Source organism: Trichocoleus sp. DQ-U1 (assembly GCF_039961925.1).
Classification (GTDB): Bacteria; Cyanobacteriota; Cyanobacteriia; order Cyanobacteriales; family FACHB-T130; genus FACHB-T130.
This window is the reverse complement of record NZ_JAMPKB010000028.1, coordinates 44,745-64,619: the sequence shown is the minus strand read 5'-3', so window position 1 is coordinate 64,619 and position 19,875 is coordinate 44,745. Positions and strand designations below refer to the sequence as shown.

Below are 19,875 nucleotides of genomic sequence, written 5' to 3'. Positions count from 1 at the left end.
ACGGAGAGGGGTTAGCGGTGAGGTTCCGAGTGTGTAGAGAGTTCGTTTTTTGGCCCAGCATCAATTGCTTCTTTCAATTTTGTGGGCGAACGGGAATTTCAATCCAGAACTCAGTGCCCTTGTCTGGTTGAGAAGAACACTTAAAGACGCCGCCGTGTTTTTCCACCACAATTTGATAGCTGATCGACAGTCCCAAACCCGTGCCTTTACCAACCGGCTTTGTCGTGAAAAAAGGATCGAAGATTTGCGCCTGCACCGCCTCTGGCATACCAGAGCCATTATCAATAATTTGAATCACCACGTTAGCAGGATGAGGGATGAAAGGATGAATAAGTGAATCGGTTTCATGCTTTATCCTTCCTTCTTGCTCCTGTATTTTTTCACCTTTTATTCTTTCTGCTTCCTCCTTCAAAAAGGTGCGGATAGTAATCTGAGCGGGTGAAGTTTTAACGTCTGATGATGTTAGGGCAGTATCTGTGTCACTTGCGTGGTGCAAATAACCAGCAGCTTCTCCCCTTTCCATCGGGTGGTTCGATCGATCCCAGTTGTTTTGCTGCTCCAGCGCGTCAATCGCATTGCTAAGGACATTCATAAACACTTGATTGAGCTGACCAGCATAACACTCAACTAAGGGCAGATCGCCATAAGCCTTTACAACTTCAATCGTAGGAGTATTACCCTTCCCTTTGAGTCGATGTTGCAAGATTAACAGCGTGCTGTCTAAACCCTCATGGATATCCACCCGTTTCATCTCGGCTTGGTCAAGGCGAGAGAAATTCCGCAGAGACAGCACCAGTTGACGGATTCTGTCGGCTCCCACCTTCATTGACGACAGCATTTTCGGCAGATCATCAGCAATGAATTCCAAATCGATTGCTTCTGCGTGTTTGGCAACCTCCCGATCGGGATGGGGGTAACGCTCCTGGTATAGATGCAACAGATCGATCAAATCTTTTACGTACTCGCCAACGTGAATGAGATTGCCGTAAATAAAATTAACCGGATTGTTGACTTCGTGAGCCACACCTGCAACTAGCTGTCCCAAACTCGACATTTTTTCTGTCTGAATCAGCTGGGTTTGGGTTTGTTGTAATTCTTGGAGGGCACAAGCGAGTTGTTCTGCTTGATGCTGGGTTTGAGCGAGTAATTCTGCTTGCTGTATTGCAACTCCCAGCTGAACAGCAGTCTGGGTGACGAACTCAATTTCCGAGACATCCCAATGTCTCTTTTGCGAGCATTGATGGATACAGAGCAATCCCCAAAGGGTATCCCCTTTTAGCAGTGGCACCACGAGTTGAGCTTGGACTTGAAATTGCTCCAGCAGCTCGATATGGCAATCAGTTAAGCCTGCGTTGTAGATGTCATCAACTACTTGAATCCGACCCTGTTGATAAAGTACAGCATAGTTTTGGGAAAAGTGGCGGTCGTAAACTTTGGTTCCTAAAATCGGCTTTAAAGCTGGTAATACGTCTTCTGAGACAAATTCATCATCCAGCGAGCCAGAGGCGGAATATAAGCGAAATACTGCCACTCGGTCAGCCCCTAGCAGTTGTCGGACTTCAGTGGTCGTTGCTTTGAAGATTGTATTTAGATCGAGGGATTCTCGAATCTTCGTAATTACTCCAAACAATGCTTGCTGTTGTTCGGCAGCTTGTTCTAACTGTTGTGCTTGAGCGGTAGCAGTCGCAGCGGCACTACGGCTTTGTTCGTAGAGTTCGGCTTGCTGAATTGCGATCGCGGCTTCATTTGCCAGCTGTTGCAGCAAATCAATTTCAGCAGTCTTCCATTCCCTAGGAGCTTGGCACTCATGGGCAATTAGTAGCCCCCATAGCTGTTCCCCCATGTTAATCGGGACAACTAAGTTGGCTTGAACCTGAATTTTCAGTAAAAACTCTATATGACAGGGATGCAAATCTGACTCAGCTACGTTATGAACTGCTCGAATCCTTCCTTGCTGGTAAGCAGAGGCGTACTCCTGAGGAAAGCATTCATCTTCGTATATCTCTCCCAGAATTGAGTTCCATCTGCCTGTCACTGCTTCTACAACCACCTCCCCTTGCCAACTTCTGGTGAACTGGTAAATTACCACTCGGTCTGTGCTTAGCAGTTTCCTGACTTCCTGCACAATGCTTTGTAGGATCTTCTCTAAATCCAGAGTGCTGCGAATTTGGTCTGTGACTTGCTTGAGGACTTTGGCAAACTCTAAGGACTGTTCTAGCTGGACAGTTCGCTCTTGAATTTGATGCTCCAGGTTGCTATTGAGAGACTGCACCTGTGTGTACAGGAGATACTGCTCAATCGCCATTGAGAAGTGATGACCCAAGGCTTGAGCGAGTTCAATTTCTCCCGGCGTCCACGCTTGTGCTTGACCTCGTTTCAGTTCCCTCCATGCCTCAAAGGAATTACGAGGTTGCAGTTGTCTCCGATCCGGGTCGAAATTTCCAGCCCACAAAGTTTCCGTATCAATTTCATTACGAAAAATGCACAAGTATCCCAGAAACTGCTGACGATACTGGAGGGGGACAATCAGGATGCCCCGAATTCGAGTCGTGCGGAACGCTGGCGCGATGACTCGCAGATGAGGTTCTTTATAGAGATCCGTCACTGCCTTGATGGGATTGCAGGCAGTGTCTTGTAATTTTAAATATTCCTGCCAAACGGGATGCTCTTCAAGCGGACGATCTTTCCCGATGGCTCCTAGCATCGGTTGATCGCCGCAGGCAAATAGGATTGCTTGACTTGGATTTTCTGCCGCTATGTAAATTCTGCCCCCACAACCTTTAAAGGCTGCAACCGTTTCCGTAAGGGCTTCAGAAAGCTGAATCGTTGGTAGTGCATGGAGCAGGGTGGCGACTCGGTTAATCCGCGCTTCCCGCGTTGCTTGGGCGCAGGCGAGTTCGAGTAAGGTAGATTGAGCGATCGCAATTGAAACTTGATCTGCCACTAACTGGACGATTTGCAGTTCTTGTTCCGAAACCGAACGCGATTCAGCGTGATGAGAGACTAATAAACCCCATAGTTCCGGCTGGGTCTCCTGCGTGCGGGCATCATGATATAGAATCGGCACCACGAGGGAAGATGTGACTCCCATTGCCGTGAGATATTCAATATGGCAGGAATCTACTGGGCGATAGCGAACATCTTCCGCCTTCAAAGCAGTACCTGTCTGGGCGCAATCCAAGGAACTCAGACCAATCAACCCTGAGGAAACATCGACAATTGAGCGCTGGCGAGCTTTCAGAAACATCTCGCGGGCGTGGGGAGGAATGTCATCAGCCGGAAAATTTAGCCCTATCAAAGATGGCAGGCGATTGTTATCAATTGCCTCGGCAATCACTTCTCCACTGCCATCGGCATGAAACCGATAAATCATCACGCGGTCGGTTTCAAGCAATGAGCGAATTTCAGCGACTGTCGATGTCAAAATTTCTGGCAATTCTAGCGATCGCCGAATCCGATTGGTAATTCCGTGTAATAAGCTTGCTTGGTCTATTTCGTGCTGCATTGTTTGCGTATTATCACTTAAGCTCATTCCCTCTATCCACCACTTTTATAAATTCAGGCATGAATGTTTTTGTATATTTCTATTCTGTAACTGAAAAGTCATACTGGGTATTCGTAAAACTATTGATCTTATAAAAGTTTTAAAATTATTGTTAACTTTAATATTTTCAAGGAAAAATAACTCAAAAATGTTGACAGTTTATATAAGACATGCTATGAAAAGCTAAAAATATTTTCCCTAAAAAAATCGCTAATTCAGATTAGCTAAATATATAAATTCACAAAGGAGTAACGCTACTTTTTTCCTAACCGTTGCCGGATTTCTTGACGGACACTCATCAGGATTTTTCCCAAATGATTTTGTCCAGTTTTTTCTACACCGCAACCCCAGTAATAATCAGTGGGAGAATCCTCCACGATTGGGCGATCGCCGGTCGAAAGCAAAATGGATTGAATCTCTAGGTGAGTTAGAAACTTGATTAGCACGGCTTCGCGCATAATTTGGGTTTTCACTTGTTCCCAGTCCGGACGGATGCGGCGGGTGCGATCGCGTCCCAGTGTCGCGGCTTCGATTGGCGTCTTCGCGCTAGCGATCGCTGGGATTAACGCTTCATCCTCGGTGCCAACAAATTTTTGCGCTTGATAATAATGCTCCACCGTCATCCAATCTTGACCCAGCAGATAAATGTTATGAGGAGAAAAGTTGGAAAAACATCCGTAGGGATCTTCAAATTTATAAAAGTAAATCGTCATGTCGAAACTATAAAAGTGCTTGTCCCAGTTCTACCATGCTTGTTGCTGCAAGGGATGCAGTCGAGTAGGCGACTTTCAGCCGCTCGAGTATTCAGCATTATCAAAGTTGAGGATGGTAAGCACCTGTTGCCAACATCCCAACCCAGCTTTGGGTCTGTCTCCCCAATATGGTTCGGTGAAAATTATTGTTTGTTGGATGGAGAAACGAAATCCAACAAATGCGAACTTTGGTATTTTTCGCCCTAACCAAACCGTATTCAGTGTTTCCCTGGGACTAGTTGCCTGGTTACAGAACTTTCAGAAAACCTTATCGCTCAACCATTATAGGGGCACAGCATTGCCGTGCCCCTACTTTTTAAATCAACAATCGTGCCCCTACTCCTGGGAGTAAAAACCCTATCCTCTTTTCAGGGAACGGGAGTGTTAAAATTGGTTACTGTTTCCCTAAAGCCTTTAATCCCTGATCGATCTGGTCAGCTTGCTGAGTTTGACCTTGCTCTTTAAACAAGTCTCTGGCTTTTTTCATCGCTTCGATTGACTCAGACTTCTTACCTTGTTGATTTAGAGCTACCCCTAGACCAAAGTAAGCAGGTGCTGCTTTCGGAGCAATTTCGGTGGTCTTTTTGAGAGCTGCTACTCCCTCATTTAACTTTCCTTGTTTGACCAAGGCAACCCCTAAGAAATAGTGTGCATCTGCACTTTTCGGGTCAATTTCAATTGCCTTCTTGAAAGCCTCAGTCGCTTCGGGTAATTTACTGTCACCTTGGGCACCTAAAGCAACTCCCAAATCATTGTAAGATCTGGCGTTTTTCGGGTCAATTTCAATTGACTTTTTGAAGTTGGCAGCCGCTTCAGGTAATTTGCCTTGATTGACCTGAATAAATCCTAAGTCATTATAGGATTTGGCATTTTTCGGATCAATTTCAATTGCCTTTTTAAAAGTAGCAGATGCTTCTTCCAGTTTCTTTTCTTGAACCTGAACAAATCCTAATTTATGATATAGCTCTATATTTTTAGGACTATTTGCAATTGCCTTTTGAAAAGCATCACTGGCTTCAGGAAATTTCTTTTGGTTGACCAGAATAGTTCCTAACTTATTGTAGCTTTCTGCATCCTTGGGATTAATCTCAACGGCTTTGTTGTAGTCAGCGATCGCTTCGTTTAATTTGCCTTGTTGAGCTAGAGTATTCCCTGAGTCAACATACTTTTTAGCGTCAGCCTCTGATTTTTGACAACCTAGCGTCAGGAAGCTTAAGCATCCCGCTGCTAAAATCATCAGCCCGAACCTGGATAACTTTGCAGTCCTAGAAGACATAACCTAGCAAGTTTCTGGATGAAAGCCCCAATATAACACATGAGGAAATTGCACCACTGACGATTTAAAAGGGGGTTGCACTCTCAAAAATTTAATTTTGTAGAGTAAGGAATACCTACCAAATCTTATCTGGGTGGGCTTTTGCCCACCCGAAAGAAGTCAACCCTTACTAACTAAATGCTCAATCGTTTTACCCACCCATTCCCGGTATCATGCTCTTACTGAGGCGCTTAATAGCACTGTCTGCCACTTCAGAGTAACGACTATCTCCGCACAGAATCTTGCCCATGCGCTCAGTGGCACCAGGGCGCTTAACACCGACTCGATAAGCAATCCCAGGAACTCTGTAAAACACTCCTGCTAAGCGTTGTGCCCACTGCATATCCGATCCCCATTCTTCGGCGATCGTGCTGGTATATCTTTCCAGAGCATTGCCATCCCCGGAGAGTGATTTGTCAATCGCTTCCGCTGCCTTCAAGCCGCTAAACATTGAGGGACGAATTCCCTCAGCAGTAAACGGATCGACGACACAGGCGGCTTCTCCGGCTAAAACTGCATTTTGCGTATGCAGCCTTTGATTGCCATCCCATAGAGAAAGGGGATGACCATATTGCTTGCTCTGATTGACCTCTACGCCGAAAGATTTGGCGTACTCAGCCAAAATTTTCTTAAAGTCTTGGGGTTCACCGCCGATGAACGTGCCAACGCCGATAGAATATCCGTCTGCTTTAGGAAAGTTCCAAATATAGCCATTTTTGACCATCCCAAATTCAAAATGAATCTTTTGTTGGTTGGTATTTTGGGCGGGTATTTCTGCTTCTAAGGCTCCAGCCAGACGCCGTTTGCGCTCTTTAAAGTCTAACCACTTAGCCATTGGCCCTTTGGCTCCGTCTGCGGCAATCAGATAGCGACCTTCAACGGGTCCATTGGCGGTGTTGACTTGCCAGCGATCGCTCTTAAACTCAATCCCCGTTACTTCAGTTTTGTCTCGCAGTTCTGCGCCTTGTTGCTGCGCCTGCTGCATCAAGAAGTTGTCGAAAACGTCTCGCCTTACCATCCAAATCGGTTGTCCTGTTTCCAGCCCTACTTCCACCGGATCGCCCATTTTCCAGGTGTAGCGGAGTGATTTGAGTTTTAAGGAAATCGCTGGAGAAAAATCAAAATCAAACCACTCTTGTATCGCTGGTGATACTCCACCCCCACACGGTTTGTAACGCGGCATTGCGTCTTTTTCTAAGACTAAAACCGAACGTCCTCCCTTAGCTAGATGATAAGCTGCGGTTCCACCTGCTGGGCCAGCACCGACAATAATGCAGTCAAACATCGTGTTAATTTTTGCTTCTGAACACACTTGCAATTTAAGCTTGTTAAGCGAAGAATTTACATCCTCACGCTTGACACTCACTGGTAATTAAGCTTAATTGCTTTCCCTACCAGCTAGCTATTTGCGTAATTATGCTTATCTCGGTAAAACGTATACAATTTCAGGCTTTCAGGATTTTTAAGATAAATATTATTCGCCTTGATTTAGATTTTCTCTTGACTTCTAGAAGACAAACCGTGTTTTCCAGTACGTAGTCGTTCAGCTTTTTCTTCCAGACAACTAGAGAGTGCGATCGCGATATTTATTCAATTCATCAATTTTACTGAGTGCAAAGTTTATATAAAGCTTATAGGATAGGTTCATGAAAGTTTTATAAAGTCGCTGACCGACTATTTGGTGTTTCTACTATTTTCATAAGGGGAAAAGCGATGTTCTGGGAATTACGCATCCAATACGCCAACGGCAACGAGAAAGTTTTACGCACCTGCAAAAATCGAGAAACAGCCCTGCGGTACATCGATGCGATCTACTCCCAGGGCTATCCTATGCACGTTGCTTTCCTGGTTCGCCCTGCTTTAGATGGACAAGCGCTTCAACCTGCCTAGTATCCGTTTTTAGCCTTTTGTCCTGAGTCCTTAGCTCTAGCGCGATCGCTTTTGACGAGCGACCCATGACGAGTGACTAATGACTTTAAACGGTCGTGATATCTTTTTCTTTCTCGGCTAACAGCTCATCAACCTTGGCAACGTACTTGTCAGTTAGCTTTTGAATTTTTTCCTGCAAGTCTCGCGCTTCATCCTCAGAGATTTCACTATTTTTTTCTTGCTTGCGAATTGAGTCTACGGCGTCGCGGCGGATATTGCGAACAGAAACTCTTCCTTCTTCAGCATACTTGGCAGCGATTTTTGCCAGTTCTTTACGACGCTCGGTCGTTAGGGGTGGAATATTCAATCGAATGACTGAGCCATCATTGCTCGGAGTTAAACCGACATCTGATAAAGAAATCGCTTTTTCGATCAGATTCATGCTGCCGCGGTCAAACGGCTGAATGGTAATCGTACTAGAATCTGGTGTATTAATACTTGCCAGAGATTTTAGAGGGGTTGGGGAACCATAGTATTCCACCGACACCCGGTCGAGGAGAGAGGCGTTTGCCCGTCCCGTCCGAATCGTATTAAAAGACCGTTGAGTTGCCTCAATTGTCTTTTGCATATGATTTTCAACATCAGCTAATTTCACAAGATCCTCCTACAATTGTTCCCACCGCTTCTCCCGTAACGGCGCGGTGGATATTGCCCCGCACCGAGAGGTCGAACACAACGATGGGGATGTTGTTGTCTTTGCACAGGGCGATCGCGGTACTATCCATCACCCGCAGATCGTGAGTGAGGACGTGTCCGTAGGTCAGGCTCTGATAGCGACGCGCCCCTGGGTTGAGATGGGGATCTGAATCATAGATCCCGTCTACTTTGGTTGCTTTAAAAATTACATTCGCATCAATTTCCGCCGCTCGCAAGGCAGCGGTCGTATCAGTGGTGAAGAAGGGGTTTCCCGATCCAGCCCCAAAAATTACGACCCGTCCTTTTTCTAAGTGGCGAATGGCGCGACGCCGGATGTAAGGCTCCGCTACTTCCTGCATGGCGATCGCTGTTTGGACTCGTGTCGGTACTCCGATTTGCTCCAAGGAGTCTTGCAAGGTCATCGCATTCATCACCGTTGCAATCATCCCGATGTAGTCGGCTGTCGCCCGATCCATCCCAGCCGAAGCTGCCTTGACACCGCGAAAGATATTGCCGCCACCGACGACAATTGCCATCTGAATGCCACTTGCCACGACATCTGCGACTTCCTGCGCGATTTCCTGAACCACCATTGGATCGATTCCATAGCCCAGGTTGCCCATTAAAGCTTCACCGCTCAGCTTTAGTAAAACCCGCCGATAAGTTATCCCCATGCCCAGACTATTGTCTCACTCAAAATACCTCCACCATAAGATAACAGTAGAGGAGTAAGTTTTGTGATATTATCCGCAAATTCAGTTACTAAAGTGTGGAGAGCCTTGAGACTACGTGTTAAGGACGCCAGTTTATCGGGGTGCCTACCGCCTCAGTTGAGGCGGTTGTAATCGCCGTTTTTCCTTGCAGTAAAGAAGCGATCGCATCCCGTAAATAATGCACCTTCACCGCTGCTGGATCTTGGGAATTATCATCAATCCGTCCCCTGTAGCGGAGTATCCCAGAATTATCTAATAAGAAAACCTCTGGCGTTGTCTGTCCCCCAAAGCAACGAGCGACATCCTGTGTGGTATCTCTCAGATAAGGAAAATTTAGACCGTGAGTTGCTACCAAATTTTGCATATTCTCGAAGCTGTCTTCAGGCGACTGAACCGCATCATTGGCGTTGATGCCAATCAGGGTAAATCCCTGGCTTTGGAACTCGCTTTGAATCTGGATTAGCCGACCCATATAGGACTGCACGTATGGGCAATGATTGCACATAAAAACCACGCCCACAGCTCGATACTTTTCTAAATACCGAGCCAGGTGGTGGACTTGATTATCGATTCCCGGTAATTCAAAATCTGGAGCATAACTACCAATAGGAGTGCCGGTCTTTTCCATTACACTCATTTACTTATCCCTGGGTAATTACAACAAAGTACGAGGGGGCTACAGTCGTAAAGAACAAAGCAATTACGGTTTCTATTTGCCTTGGGGGAACGCCTGATAACCGATTAGTTTGTAGACTAATTTTGCAGCAGTAAATTCTGATACTACGGAATCTACAATCGGTGCCAATTCCATAACATCACAACCAATCACTTCGTGATTTTGAAACACTTGCCGCAAAAAAGAGAGTAGGGAGTACCAATTTAATCCACCGGGTTCTGGGGTGCCGACACCAGGTATCAGGGTGGGGTCAATCCCGTCGAGGTCAATGGTGAGGAAAACGCGTCTGGTGGGGATACTTGCGATCGCCCTTTCCATCCAATCCGGTTGCGTCGCAATTTCTCTCGCCCGGAACACCGTCAAATTCTTCTCTTTGATCAAGTCAGCTTCTTCTTTGCAAATGGCGCGGATGCCGATTTGTACAGTTGGCAATCCCATTTCCACAATCCGCCGCATCACGCAAGCATGGTTGTGAATCGAGCCTTCGTACTCATAGCGCAAATCGCCGTGAGCATCTATTTGCACGACCGTAAAGGGTTCATCGGGGTAGGCTTTTTGGTATGCCTCTACAAGACCAGTTGTAATGCTGTGTTCGCCACCCAGACCAATCACAAACTTGCCGTCAGCTATCATCTGAGATACCGTTTCGCGGGTAACTTGCAGCATTTCCTCGGATGAAACTGAACGACCGTTGCGGGTGTCTGCAATCGATTCAGCTGTATAAATTCCAATGTCTTTGCCAGTTTCCCAATCTAGCTCCTCATCATAATATTCCACCTGCCCAGAGGCTTCTAGAATCGCATCTGGCCCATTTTCGCAGCCATTTCGATACGTTGTCGTCGCCTCATAAGGAATCGGCAAAATCACCACTCGCGCGGCATCGTAGGTAGAAGCTAAATCAGGACCAAGGAATGGCAGAACAGAAGTAGGAGTTTGCACCGTAGTCATCACCAACTAAATTTCATGAGGGAGTCACCAATCTAGATACTGACATACTCCCCGCTTTGAGTGCTACGCACAGATGAAAAACTAAGGTTTTGAAATTGGAAATTGAAAATTGGAATTCTCCGTGTCACTTTCCGCTTCTTGTGAGAGTCTTCACCTGTGTACCAGGCTTATCTACACTTGGCATCAGAGTTTTTACGGGATTTTCGATTCAGTTGCTCAAAATTATTGGAATTAGTGTTTTCCAGAGTTGAAGAATTGTAAAATTAGGAAAGCTAAGTCTACCCGTGGCGTTGAGAGCGCATTCAAGGTGCGACGGGATAGAAATCAAAGAGATGCGATCGCTATTTATCCCATGACTCCATCTTCCTCCACCACTCCAACTGCACCTACGGCTGCCCATATCGTCACGAAAACTTGGACTTGGCAAGGTTTTCCCATCTGCTACCAGACTCAGGGAACTCAAGGGCCAGCGGTTGTGCTGGTACATGGATTTGGGGCATCTTGGGGACACTGGCGCAAAAACATTCCAGTTCTGGCTCAAAATTGCCGTGTCTATGCCATTGACTTAATTGGCTTTGGTGGTTCCGCGAAACCCACGCCAGGGGGCAAGATTTCCTACACCTTTGAAACTTGGGGACAGCAACTCGCTGATTTTTGCCGCGAGGTGGTGGGCGGTTCCGTTTTTTTAGTCGGAAATTCCATCGGCTGTATTGTGGCAATGCAAGCAGCAGTAGATCATCCAGATATTGTCTTGGGAACTGCCCTCATTAACTGTTCTCTGCGGCTGCTGCACGACCGCAAACGCGCCCAGTTGCCCTGGTATCGCAGCTTTGGGGCACCTATCGTTCAACGACTGCTGGCAGTTAAGTGGATTGGCAAATTCTTCTTTAGCCAACTTGCCAAGCCGAAGGTGGTAAGGAAGGTTCTCCTGCAAGCCTACAAGCATCCGGAAGCGGTGACAGACGAACTGGTGGATATGCTCATGGCACCCGCGTTTGATGAGGGGGCTGTGGACGTTTTTGTAGCCTTTACACGCTATTCTCAAGGGCCGCTGCCGGAAGACCTGCTGCCCCTTTTGCCCTGCCCGACCATCATTCTCTGGGGAACGGAAGATCCTTGGGAACCGATAGAACTGGGGCGAGAGTTTGCCAATTACCCCAAAATTGAGAAGTTTATTCCCATCGAAGGTGTCGGGCATTGTCCCCAGGATGAAGCGCCTGAGTTAGTTAACCCAATTTTGCAGGATTGGATATTGCAGCTGTACTCGGACAATCAAGTTTTAGCTGAAAATCCTTAGATTGGTGGAATTGGGGCATCTATAGCAATTCTCTATTGGATGCAGTACGGTTTAACCCCTCCTCTGTCCCTCCCCGGAAGCCTCTCTGGGTTCAATATTCCCCCTCTCCGTTCACGGAGAGGGGTTGGGGGTGAGGTTCCGAGTGTGTATATTGCACTCAACTGAGAACTGCTAAATGCTTCATTTAAAATGAGTCCCGGTTAGCACTCCGCTTAAGCCAGTCTTGACCCAGCTGAATCGTCACATCCGAAACCAGATTGCCCGTACTTTCAACACGCACTTCCCCGAATCCCAGCGAACGGTAGATGGCTTTGGCACTATTTCCATCTCCCTGTTGAGCCACTACGTGCGTTACCCGCAACGGTTCGGGCCACGGGTCGTCAACGTAGACGTTTCGGTAGCCAGCATTCCTTAGCGTGTTGATTAAAGATTGGACAGCCTTCATATCACCTGTACTATCTTGAATCGCTACCCGGATATAGGCTGGGTCAGTTGCTTCACCACCGTCCAATCCCTGGTCAAAATGCTGCGCCATCATCGTCTGGATGCGGCGGCGATTTGGCACCCAGTAACTCACCTCATGATGCCCACTGCCACTAAAGTCACCCGGTACCATTAACATTTGCACTTGGGAACGGTCGGTCTTAACACCATAGCCAACCAGGGCCAATAACTCCTCAACCGTCAAGTTGGTGTCAATATGCGACTGAATAACCGAAAGAATCTTCGGCATTCTCGCTAAAGTGGTTGGATTCAGTGCTTGTTCCATCAGTGCCCGCATTACCATTTGCTGCCGCTGAATCCGACCGATGTCGCCATACTTGTCATAGCGGAAGCGCAGCAATTGCAGCACTTGATTGCCATTGAGATGTTGTTTTCCTGCTTTCAGGTTGATGTACAGGTGCTGGCTATCATCTCGATATTTCATATCCCTGGGGACATAGACGGTAACGCCACCCAAGGCATCCACCAGCTTTTCTACCCCCTGAACGTTTATTCGGATGTAGCGATCGATTCCCACGCCGCTGAGGAGTTCGCTGGTTGCCTTAGCACTGAGGGCTGGTCCCCCCTCAAGATTCGCTGCATTAATCTTGGTAACGCCGACGCCCTCCACAAAGGTGCGGGTATCCCGTGGGATTGATAAAGCCGCGATTTTTTGCGCCTCCGGGTCAAACCGCAGCAAGAGCATGGTATCTGATAGACCCTCGAAGGAGTTTACCAGGGCGTGGTATCCCAGATTTTTCGTTTCAGGAGGAGGGTTATCCAGGTCGGAGGAGATGACCTTGATTCCCATGACTAAGATATTTACCGGGCGGGTCAGTTCTGGCAATCGCATACTGGTGCGGGAAATGCGATCGCCATCAAACACCGCAGCTTCTTCCGGACTTAGCTGGCTTTGCAGCAAAGGCGTACTGGAAAAAGACACGGCTAACAAAGCTCCCGCAGTTGCTGACAGCATTGCCACCCCAGTCAAGCCCAACCCAAGCCAAAGCCAGTTCACCTGGTTTCGTTTTTGAACAGGCCTTTTCTTGATGGGTTGATTGGATGTTTGCCCCCACGGGCGTTTTTCAGGAATTTTTCGGGCTGACACTGGCTTCCTCACACACGCAAAAAAGATAACACGAATTTGTGTTCAAGGTAGGGGCGCGGAATCTGGCAATCTGGAGCTGGGACGTTTATTTCTAACAAAATCCGTCCTTAAGAAGGATTGCACTAGAACACTCATAGCAGTTTTTCTACCGATTTACTGCAAAATCAGGCAAACACTGGCAAGAGTTTAACCTCATTTCGATAGAGATGCGTAGGCTAGAGGGAGAACCAGCTATCAAGTGCATAGGCCAAATCTTCATTCGACCTTCCCCATTCCTTACTTTTGTTCAAGGAAAGCATCCGGATACAAATGGGTTGCACTCGTAACTCCGGTTGCTTTCTTTGAAAAAATACTGTGCGCCTACAACCTCTCTTGCCTCGTCCCAAGCTGAGGTGAACCAATACACGCTCGTTTAGGACAAGTGTTTGCGAACGACTCCCTCCGCAAGCCCGCTAACACCCGGAATACGTACAGACTTCCGTTGCCACAGACGCACCATCAACCATAAGCTGACCAAAAAATAACCCGATGTCAATAGACCATTGATAAATAACAAACGCAGGGTTAAAGTTTCTGAAGCTTGTGCAACTCCAGCCCCCAATAAACCGTATGCCAACAGCCAACCGAGAGCCAGCGTCACTGACAGCCTACTCACGGTTTGTTGTTGCCGGTTGCTATCACGTCGGTACAGCGTCCAGAGGGCTGGGAAAAAGCCAACTACAGGAATCAAATAGATAAACAGCTGGTAAAGTGGGGTTTCCAACCCGTCCCTCTTGATGTCTTGATTTTCAAACGGGTCAAGGTCTTTCATTTTGGTTCCACAATAGACCCCATAAATAGAACGGTTCCAGTTTGATTATCTCGAATACAAGCGAAAAACGGGCGGTTAACAATCATCTCGAAGGGTTCCTCTGGCATCGGTGCAGATGTTGTCATTACTCCGACGGCAGTGACTGCGGCTGCTTCGGTTCCTGCTTCGTTCACTTCCACAAAGGTTTTGTGCTTGACTTGATTGAGCTGGAGTGGGATAGAACTCATCTGAGTAAAATTAGCATTTGAGTCGAAAGCTACTTCCATACCCAGCGCTTTGAGAGCGTCGTTGAGTTCTATGTCGTAGTCCATTTTGAAGCGAGGCATCTGGATGAATCCCGGTTTTGTTTTGAATTGAGTCATCCATTCCTCCCAGTTTTCAGTATTTAGCTGCTGGTAAAAATTTGTAAGTTTAAAATTTTCTTTTGGCAGAAAAACATATAAGCTAAGTTTTCCTTTTCCGTAGGGTAGACTAATGGCTTGAAACTGGTCGTTTTCGTAGTATTTATATTTATCCCTTTGAGACATCATTGGGTGTTGTTTCTGAGTTCCATCGGAAAGGTAGAACGGTTCAGTTGTTGTTTGCTTCTGGTCAAATTTCTTTGTCCAAGTCCCTTTGAAGTAAAGAGCGTTGATCAAAAATAACACTTGATCGGGTGGAATTTCGTTGACGATTGAATTGATTTTACCGCGAGTATTTTGTTTTACCCAGTTATTAATGTCAGATATAGCGCTGGGTTTTCTAAAGTCTAGTTCTGCAATTTGCGCCTGATAAAATTGGCGATTTTTTTGAAGAAAATCTGGGTTAAAAGAGACGCCTTTCTTTGCCCAAAGAGAGTTGGCAATGGTGAGCTGCACTTGGGGGTCTGGATTTTCTAAGAGCGCTTTCAAGGCGTCATTGGATTGATTGACTTCTTGTAGGCTTAATCCTTGCAATTCCAAGGTTTTTGCCATTGCTTGTTGAGTATCGCCGCTAGCACCGTTGTAGGTCATCGAGAGCGCGATCGCTACACTAGAAGGCGAGACAAAAATATTCTTGCCGCTGTCCTTTTTTAAAATTTCCTGGAATAGTTTGAACCCAAATTTTGTATTCGCCGCAACCAGTCTCGAATCCACGGTTTTCTTCTGGCGCTGACTGATGGTAGGAGAGGTTCCAGGCTGCCTGGGTTCGCCCATTGCAGCCTGCGGATTTTTGACCATCGACCATCCCAGTAAACCGAATAGGATGATACTGACTGATGCGATCTCTACCATTAAACTGAACATTGGTCGCTTCATATAGCTGTTTATATTGCCGTAACATTCCTTTTCTAGAATGACGGCTAACAGCTAGGGACGTTCCAGTGGTTACGGTTTTGGCAACTGAACCGGAGCGAAGAAGGTTTAAGGGGCGTGTCTATAGAAGGGGCGATATCTTGTTCAGTACAGGCCCCTATTCTTCAATCTCAAATAGCGATTCTCTGTTTAATTTTTCTGTTTGAGTAGCTCTTTCGCGGGTACTGTCCACCAAGCTAAGGCATAGGCTTGAGTATTTTCATTGAATTTCTGACGATAATGGACGCGAATTTTGTAGCGACCCGTGGCAGGAATTTCCTGAAAAATGTGTTCTACACTATCAACATCGCTTTCCGAAGACCAGATACTCTTGCTGATATCATTATCTTCGGCTCGCATCAGGTAGATATCGAGATTGTTTAAGCCGCGATCGCTAAAACTTTCCCCGACATCAAACTGCTTGTTGTTATTTTGATCTTGTAACTCCACGCGCCTATCCCAGGCGAGCGTAATCGAGGCAAAACTCCCTTGCTGCAATGGTTGGTTCAAGACATAATCCTGAAATGCAGACTCCTTCACTGTGCGGTAATCCCAACCGACCAACGGCACCGGCTTTTCAGAATTCCACTGACCGGGACTAAATTGCTGGTAAGCCCGAAAAGTATTCATTTGTCCGGTACCCATTTGGAAGTCTAATGGGATTTTTCGGTCTTTGTAAGCATCGGAGGCTAACCAGTCGCGGTTATCTTTGGTCAAAATTGTGCGACTCATCGCTTGGCGCAGTCCATCGCCAGTGTCTTTGATTTTTTCTGCGGAGTTCAGCAGCACAGCTTTCATAACTTCATGACGACGGGCGTCTGGCGTCCAGTTGGGCTGTTGTGTTCGCAGTTGGCGATCGCTATATTCTTGTAATAACGCGACAGATGCAGTGACATGGGGAGCCGCAAAACTCGTTCCCGTAACCCGACTTTCCTTACCCTTAATATCTAATACCTCGATCTGGCTACCGGGTGCTACTAAACTAATCGAGCGACGCGGGCCAACATTAATTTCCCGGTCAAGCAGACGCTTCGCAATCCCGATAGGCGCAGCGCTCAAGTTGGCAAAATCTACTTTCGTAAAAATTCCCTCGCGGCGCGTTGTATAAGCAACATTGACGCCATTATAGTTATCGGTGGGAATCGGAATCCCGCCAGTCCCTTGATTCCCCGCTACTACATAAAGCGAGTCGTGGACGCGAGCAGACCAGTCAATACACTGGGTTAGTAGAGCGTTGCCATCCAGAATCGGGTTCGGTCGAGAATCTCGCTCCAGAGACTCTCCAAAACTAAAGTTAATTGCCCGAACATCGCCCCCATTTTGCATTGCCACATACTGCGTGGATAAGCACTCTTCCGGTTGACCTGTTTTTTGCGGTGCGCCAACCGCTGAAGCATAAAGTCGTGCCTGCGGTGCCACTCCGGGGAAACCTTTATCCGAGCTAATCATCACGCTTGCTACCATTGCTGCGTGCCCATCAACATTACTATCAGCTTTGGCTGGGGCATCTCGATAAAAGACTCGGATCAAGGAGAAGGCTCGATTCCGGGAAACCGCTTTATCCAAACCAAATTGTCCCGGTCTTCCAATCTCCACTTGACCGATAGCAATCTTACGACCCAATAAGTTATAAGGAGCAGCGTGTAGCCTTTGGGCATCAATGCCCGCTTCTCCCAGTGATGAGGTTTCGTTAGCCAGAGAGGAAGGAGCGGTTAAGGCGGTAATTCCCAGCCCCCAAACAAGCCATGTTAGTTTTTTAAAAATCTGCTGGTGAGCCACGCAAGCTTCTCCACTGAAGTTTTGAAGGTTGAAGGTTGAAGGTTGAAAATCTTAGTTTCAAGGTTGAAGGTTAGAGATTGAAGGTTAAATTCACACTTCATCGTTCATACTTCATACTTTTTTAAGGCTTGCCACGTCTTTTGTTAAACTGAATACCAGACGAGGACGCAAGAGAGTATAAATAACCATGACCCAAACGCCATCCCAGAAGCCGATTGTTATCGCTCCATCAATCCTATCAGCTGACTTCAGTCGATTGGGAGAGGAAATTCAGGCGGTAGATGCTGCCGGTGCAGATTGGATTCACGTTGATGTGATGGATGGTCGCTTTGTTCCGAATATCACAATTGGCCCGCTGATTGTAGAAGCGATTCGTCCTGTTACCCAAAAGCCGTTGGATGTCCACTTGATGATTGTGGAACCAGAAAAGTATGTGGCAGATTTTGCGAAGGCGGGGGCAGATCATATCTACGTTCATGCAGAACACAACGCTTCACCGCATCTGCACCGGACTTTAGGACAAATCAAGGAACTGGGTAAAAAGGCGGGTGTCGTTCTCAATCCTTCTACTCCTTTGGATTTGATTGAGTATGTGCTGGAGATTTGCGATCTGGTATTAATTATGAGCGTTAACCCCGGTTTCGGTGGTCAAAGTTTTATCCCAGAGATGGTGCCGAAAATCCGGAAGTTGCGTCAAATGTGCGATGAACGCGGTTTAGATCCCTGGATTGAAGTGGATGGCGGACTCAAAGTAGATAATACCTGGCAGGTTTTGGAAGCGGGAGCGAATGCAATTGTTGCTGGTTCTGCTGTGTTTAAGGCGAAGGATTATGCACAGGCAATTGAAGGGATTCGCAATAGTAAGCGTCCTTCACCAGAATTAGCGACTGTGTAGAAAGAATTTAATAATTTGCCTGTAGAGACGCGATGAATCGCATCTCTACTAAATGAAAAAAGCCTGCGATCGCGGGCTTTTTTGTTGTTAGATGCACAAGGCGATCGCATCCTCCCCCTGTATGCCAAAAGGTATCTTGTAAGTTAAGACAGGGATGATGACAATCAATCCCCGCCGCTCGTAATTTCAGGTGAAGCTAATGTCACACAGTAAAGACGAATTACCGGATTTAAAAGCTGCGGTCGAGAACCTTACAGAACAGATTAGTAATCCCCAAAGCTTTGTAGTTTCTGTAAAAAGGGACAGTTCCGACATCAAGGAGTTCCACACCAAAATGGCTCATGTGGCTGATGCGCTTGAGAGTCGGTTGGGTGAGATGGAAATCAACATTCTAGGTGCAGCCCGTGACGAAATGGGTGATTGGGCTGATAGGCTTGAGAGTCGGCTGGATAATATGGAAAAAAATATCATCCGCGAGGTCGGCGATCTGCATACCACAGTAACGGAAGTAAATAACAAACTTGATGAACTAATTGCCAAGTTAGACAAAGGGCTGGAGCCTGCCAAGTTAGACAAAGGGCTGGAGCCGCATCAATCTTGGCGATGCGTACAGATGCTCAGTCATTCCGATTATGTTTACTCCTTCGCCTTTAGCCCAGATGGGCAGCTACTCGCTAGTGGTGGTTACATGACTATCAAACTGTGGCATCCGGGTACAGGGGAAGAAATCCGCACTCTCACTGGTGCTTCCAACTGTGTTAATTCCTTCGCCTTTAGCCCAGATGGGCAGCTACTCGCTAGTGGCAGTGATGACGAGACTATCAAACTGTGGCATCCGGGTACGGGCGAAGAAATCTGCACTCTCAGTGGTCATTCTGGCTCGGTTTCTTCCTTCGCCTTTAGCCCGGATGGGCAGCTACTCGCTAGTGGCAGTGATGACAAGACTATCAAACTGTGGCATCCGGGTACAGGGGAAGAAATCCGCACTCTCCTCACTGGTCATTCCAATTATGTTTCTTCCGTCGCCTTTAGCCCGGACGGGCAGATACTTGCTAGTAGTGGCCGGGGGGACACGACTATCAAACTGTGGCATCCGGGTACAGGGGAAGAAATCCGCACTCTTAGTGGTCATTCCAACTGTGTTAATTCCTTCGCCTTTAGCCCAGATGGGCAGCTACTCGCTAGTGGCAGTGATGACAAGACTATCAAACTTTGGCATCCGGGTACGGGCGAAGAAATCCGCACTCTCAGTGGTCATTCCGATTATGTTTACTCCTTCGCCTTTAGCCCGGATGGGCAGCTACTCGCTAGTGGCAGTTGGGACACTATCAAACTGTGGCATCCGGGTACGGGCGAAGAAATCTGCACTCTCAGTGGTCATTCCAACTGTGTTAATTCCGTCGCCTTTAGCCCGGATGGGCAGCTACTTGCTAGTGGCAGTGAAGACAAGACTATCAAACTTTGGCATTCGGGTACGGGCGAAGAAATCTGCACTCTCAGTGGTCATTCCAACTGTGTTAATTCCGTCGCCTTCAGCCCGGATGGGCTGATACTGGCGAGTTGCAGTGGGGACAACACTATCAAGATTTGGCGGCGGGATTGAGGCAGGTAAAAGAAACAGAAAAGAGTTTGTTTTGATTTAGCGTGACATGAAAGGGAAAGTGCATTATGGCTAA

At 47.1% G+C, this 19,875-nt stretch carries 16 protein-coding genes; 4 read left to right on the top strand and 12 right to left on the bottom strand.

Annotated features, from left to right (window positions below; translation table 11 throughout):
- Positions 1-73 precede the first annotated feature (73 nt).
- From NDI34_RS13850 to NDI34_RS13835, 4 genes are all read right to left on the bottom strand, one after another.
- Complete coding sequence (locus NDI34_RS13850) at positions 74-3,532, bottom strand: GAF domain-containing protein (protein WP_348232932.1); 3,459 nt, start codon at positions 3,530-3,532, stop codon at positions 74-76.
- A gap of 266 nt (positions 3,533-3,798) precedes the next feature.
- Entirely contained in the window at positions 3,799-4,257 is a 459-nt protein-coding gene (locus NDI34_RS13845; protein ID WP_348232931.1) for an NADAR domain-containing protein, read from the bottom strand.
- A 433-nt stretch (positions 4,258-4,690) separates the two neighbouring features.
- Positions 4,691-5,572, bottom strand: coding sequence for a tetratricopeptide repeat protein (locus tag NDI34_RS13840; protein ID WP_190529175.1), 882 nt, complete (start codon positions 5,570-5,572; stop codon positions 4,691-4,693).
- A gap of 190 nt (positions 5,573-5,762) precedes the next feature.
- A complete protein-coding gene (locus NDI34_RS13835) occupies positions 5,763-6,896 on the bottom strand; it encodes a geranylgeranyl reductase family protein (protein WP_348232930.1) in 1,134 nt (377 codons plus the stop codon).
- A gap of 428 nt (positions 6,897-7,324) precedes the next feature.
- Between NDI34_RS13835 and NDI34_RS13830 the strand changes: the two genes are divergently transcribed.
- On the top strand, positions 7,325-7,501 hold the full coding sequence (locus NDI34_RS13830) for a family 2 glycosyl transferase (protein WP_190411992.1): 177 nt from the start codon (positions 7,325-7,327) through the stop codon (positions 7,499-7,501).
- Positions 7,502-7,586: 85 nt separating this feature from the next.
- Here NDI34_RS13830 and frr read toward each other — a convergent pair whose 3' ends face one another.
- From frr to speB, 4 genes are all read right to left on the bottom strand, one after another.
- Positions 7,587-8,135 carry a ribosome recycling factor gene (frr, locus tag NDI34_RS13825; RefSeq protein ID WP_190411993.1) on the bottom strand — a complete coding sequence of 183 codons (549 nt, stop codon included), beginning with the start codon at positions 8,133-8,135 and terminating at the stop codon, positions 7,587-7,589.
- Positions 8,122-8,850 (bottom strand): UMP kinase, encoded by a 729-nt coding sequence (pyrH, locus tag NDI34_RS13820; protein WP_190411994.1) that lies wholly within the window; start codon positions 8,848-8,850, stop codon positions 8,122-8,124. Before pyrH ends, frr begins: the two co-directional genes overlap by 14 nt.
- Before the next feature lie 118 nt (positions 8,851-8,968).
- Positions 8,969-9,526 (bottom strand): thioredoxin family protein, encoded by a 558-nt coding sequence (locus NDI34_RS13815; protein ID WP_190411995.1) that lies wholly within the window; start codon positions 9,524-9,526, stop codon positions 8,969-8,971.
- A 72-nt stretch (positions 9,527-9,598) separates the two neighbouring features.
- Entirely contained in the window at positions 9,599-10,513 is a 915-nt protein-coding gene (speB, locus tag NDI34_RS13810) for an agmatinase (RefSeq protein ID WP_348232929.1), read from the bottom strand.
- A 352-nt stretch (positions 10,514-10,865) separates the two neighbouring features.
- On the opposite strand from speB, the gene NDI34_RS13805 reads away from it, so the two are divergent.
- On the top strand, positions 10,866-11,810 hold the full coding sequence (locus NDI34_RS13805; protein WP_348232940.1) for an alpha/beta fold hydrolase: 945 nt from the start codon (positions 10,866-10,868) through the stop codon (positions 11,808-11,810).
- Positions 11,811-11,994: 184 nt separating this feature from the next.
- On the opposite strand, the gene NDI34_RS13800 is transcribed toward NDI34_RS13805, so the two are convergent.
- From NDI34_RS13800 to NDI34_RS13785, 4 genes are all read right to left on the bottom strand, one after another.
- Entirely contained in the window at positions 11,995-13,401 is a 1,407-nt protein-coding gene (locus NDI34_RS13800; protein WP_190529180.1) for an LCP family protein, read from the bottom strand.
- Positions 13,402-13,813: 412 nt separating this feature from the next.
- The gene (locus NDI34_RS13795) at positions 13,814-14,212 is read right to left on the bottom strand and encodes a hypothetical protein (RefSeq protein ID WP_190676629.1); all 399 of its coding nucleotides are present in this window, start codon (positions 14,210-14,212) and stop codon (positions 13,814-13,816) included.
- Complete coding sequence (locus NDI34_RS13790; RefSeq protein ID WP_348232928.1) at positions 14,209-15,489, bottom strand: serpin family protein; 1,281 nt, start codon at positions 15,487-15,489, stop codon at positions 14,209-14,211. Before NDI34_RS13790 ends, NDI34_RS13795 begins: the two co-directional genes overlap by 4 nt.
- 186 nt (positions 15,490-15,675) lie before the next feature.
- Positions 15,676-17,304, bottom strand: a complete 1,629-nt coding sequence (locus NDI34_RS13785) for a S8 family serine peptidase (RefSeq protein WP_347276217.1) — start codon at positions 17,302-17,304, stop codon at positions 15,676-15,678.
- 187 nt (positions 17,305-17,491) lie between these two features.
- Here NDI34_RS13785 and rpe point away from each other — a divergent pair, with 187 nt between their 5' ends.
- Together rpe and NDI34_RS13775 are read left to right on the top strand one after the other, a co-directional pair.
- Positions 17,492-18,199, top strand: a complete 708-nt coding sequence (gene rpe, locus NDI34_RS13780) for a ribulose-phosphate 3-epimerase (RefSeq protein ID WP_190414261.1) — start codon at positions 17,492-17,494, stop codon at positions 18,197-18,199.
- A 199-nt stretch (positions 18,200-18,398) separates the two neighbouring features.
- Positions 18,399-19,802: a WD40 repeat domain-containing protein gene (locus tag NDI34_RS13775; protein ID WP_348232927.1), complete on the top strand. Its 1,404-nt coding sequence runs from the start codon at positions 18,399-18,401 to the stop codon at positions 19,800-19,802.
- Positions 19,803-19,875: the final 73 nt, after the last annotated feature.

Bases quoted from the DNA above. Each gene is read 5' to 3' on its own strand.
- NDI34_RS13850 (WP_348232932.1), bottom strand. From the start codon at position 3,532: ATGAGCTTAAGTGATAATACGCAAACAATGCAGCACGAAATAGACCAA.
- NDI34_RS13845 (WP_348232931.1), bottom strand. From the start codon at position 4,257: ATGACGATTTACTTTTATAAATTTGAAGATCCCTACGGATGTTTTTCC.
- NDI34_RS13840 (WP_190529175.1), bottom strand. From the start codon at position 5,572: ATGTCTTCTAGGACTGCAAAGTTATCCAGGTTCGGGCTGATGATTTTA.
- NDI34_RS13835 (WP_348232930.1), bottom strand. From the start codon at position 6,896: ATGTTTGACTGCATTATTGTCGGTGCTGGCCCAGCAGGTGGAACCGCA.
- NDI34_RS13830 (WP_190411992.1), top strand. From the start codon at position 7,325: ATGTTCTGGGAATTACGCATCCAATACGCCAACGGCAACGAGAAAGTT.
- pyrH (WP_190411994.1), bottom strand. From the start codon at position 8,850: ATGGGGATAACTTATCGGCGGGTTTTACTAAAGCTGAGCGGTGAAGCT.
- NDI34_RS13815 (WP_190411995.1), bottom strand. From the start codon at position 9,526: ATGAGTGTAATGGAAAAGACCGGCACTCCTATTGGTAGTTATGCTCCA.
- speB (WP_348232929.1), bottom strand. From the start codon at position 10,513: ATGACTACGGTGCAAACTCCTACTTCTGTTCTGCCATTCCTTGGTCCT.
- NDI34_RS13805 (WP_348232940.1), top strand. From the start codon at position 10,866: ATGACTCCATCTTCCTCCACCACTCCAACTGCACCTACGGCTGCCCAT.
- NDI34_RS13795 (WP_190676629.1), bottom strand. From the start codon at position 14,212: ATGAAAGACCTTGACCCGTTTGAAAATCAAGACATCAAGAGGGACGGG.
- NDI34_RS13790 (WP_348232928.1), bottom strand. From the start codon at position 15,489: ATGAAGCGACCAATGTTCAGTTTAATGGTAGAGATCGCATCAGTCAGT.
- rpe (WP_190414261.1), top strand. From the start codon at position 17,492: ATGACCCAAACGCCATCCCAGAAGCCGATTGTTATCGCTCCATCAATC.
- NDI34_RS13775 (WP_348232927.1), top strand. From the start codon at position 18,399: ATGTCACACAGTAAAGACGAATTACCGGATTTAAAAGCTGCGGTCGAG.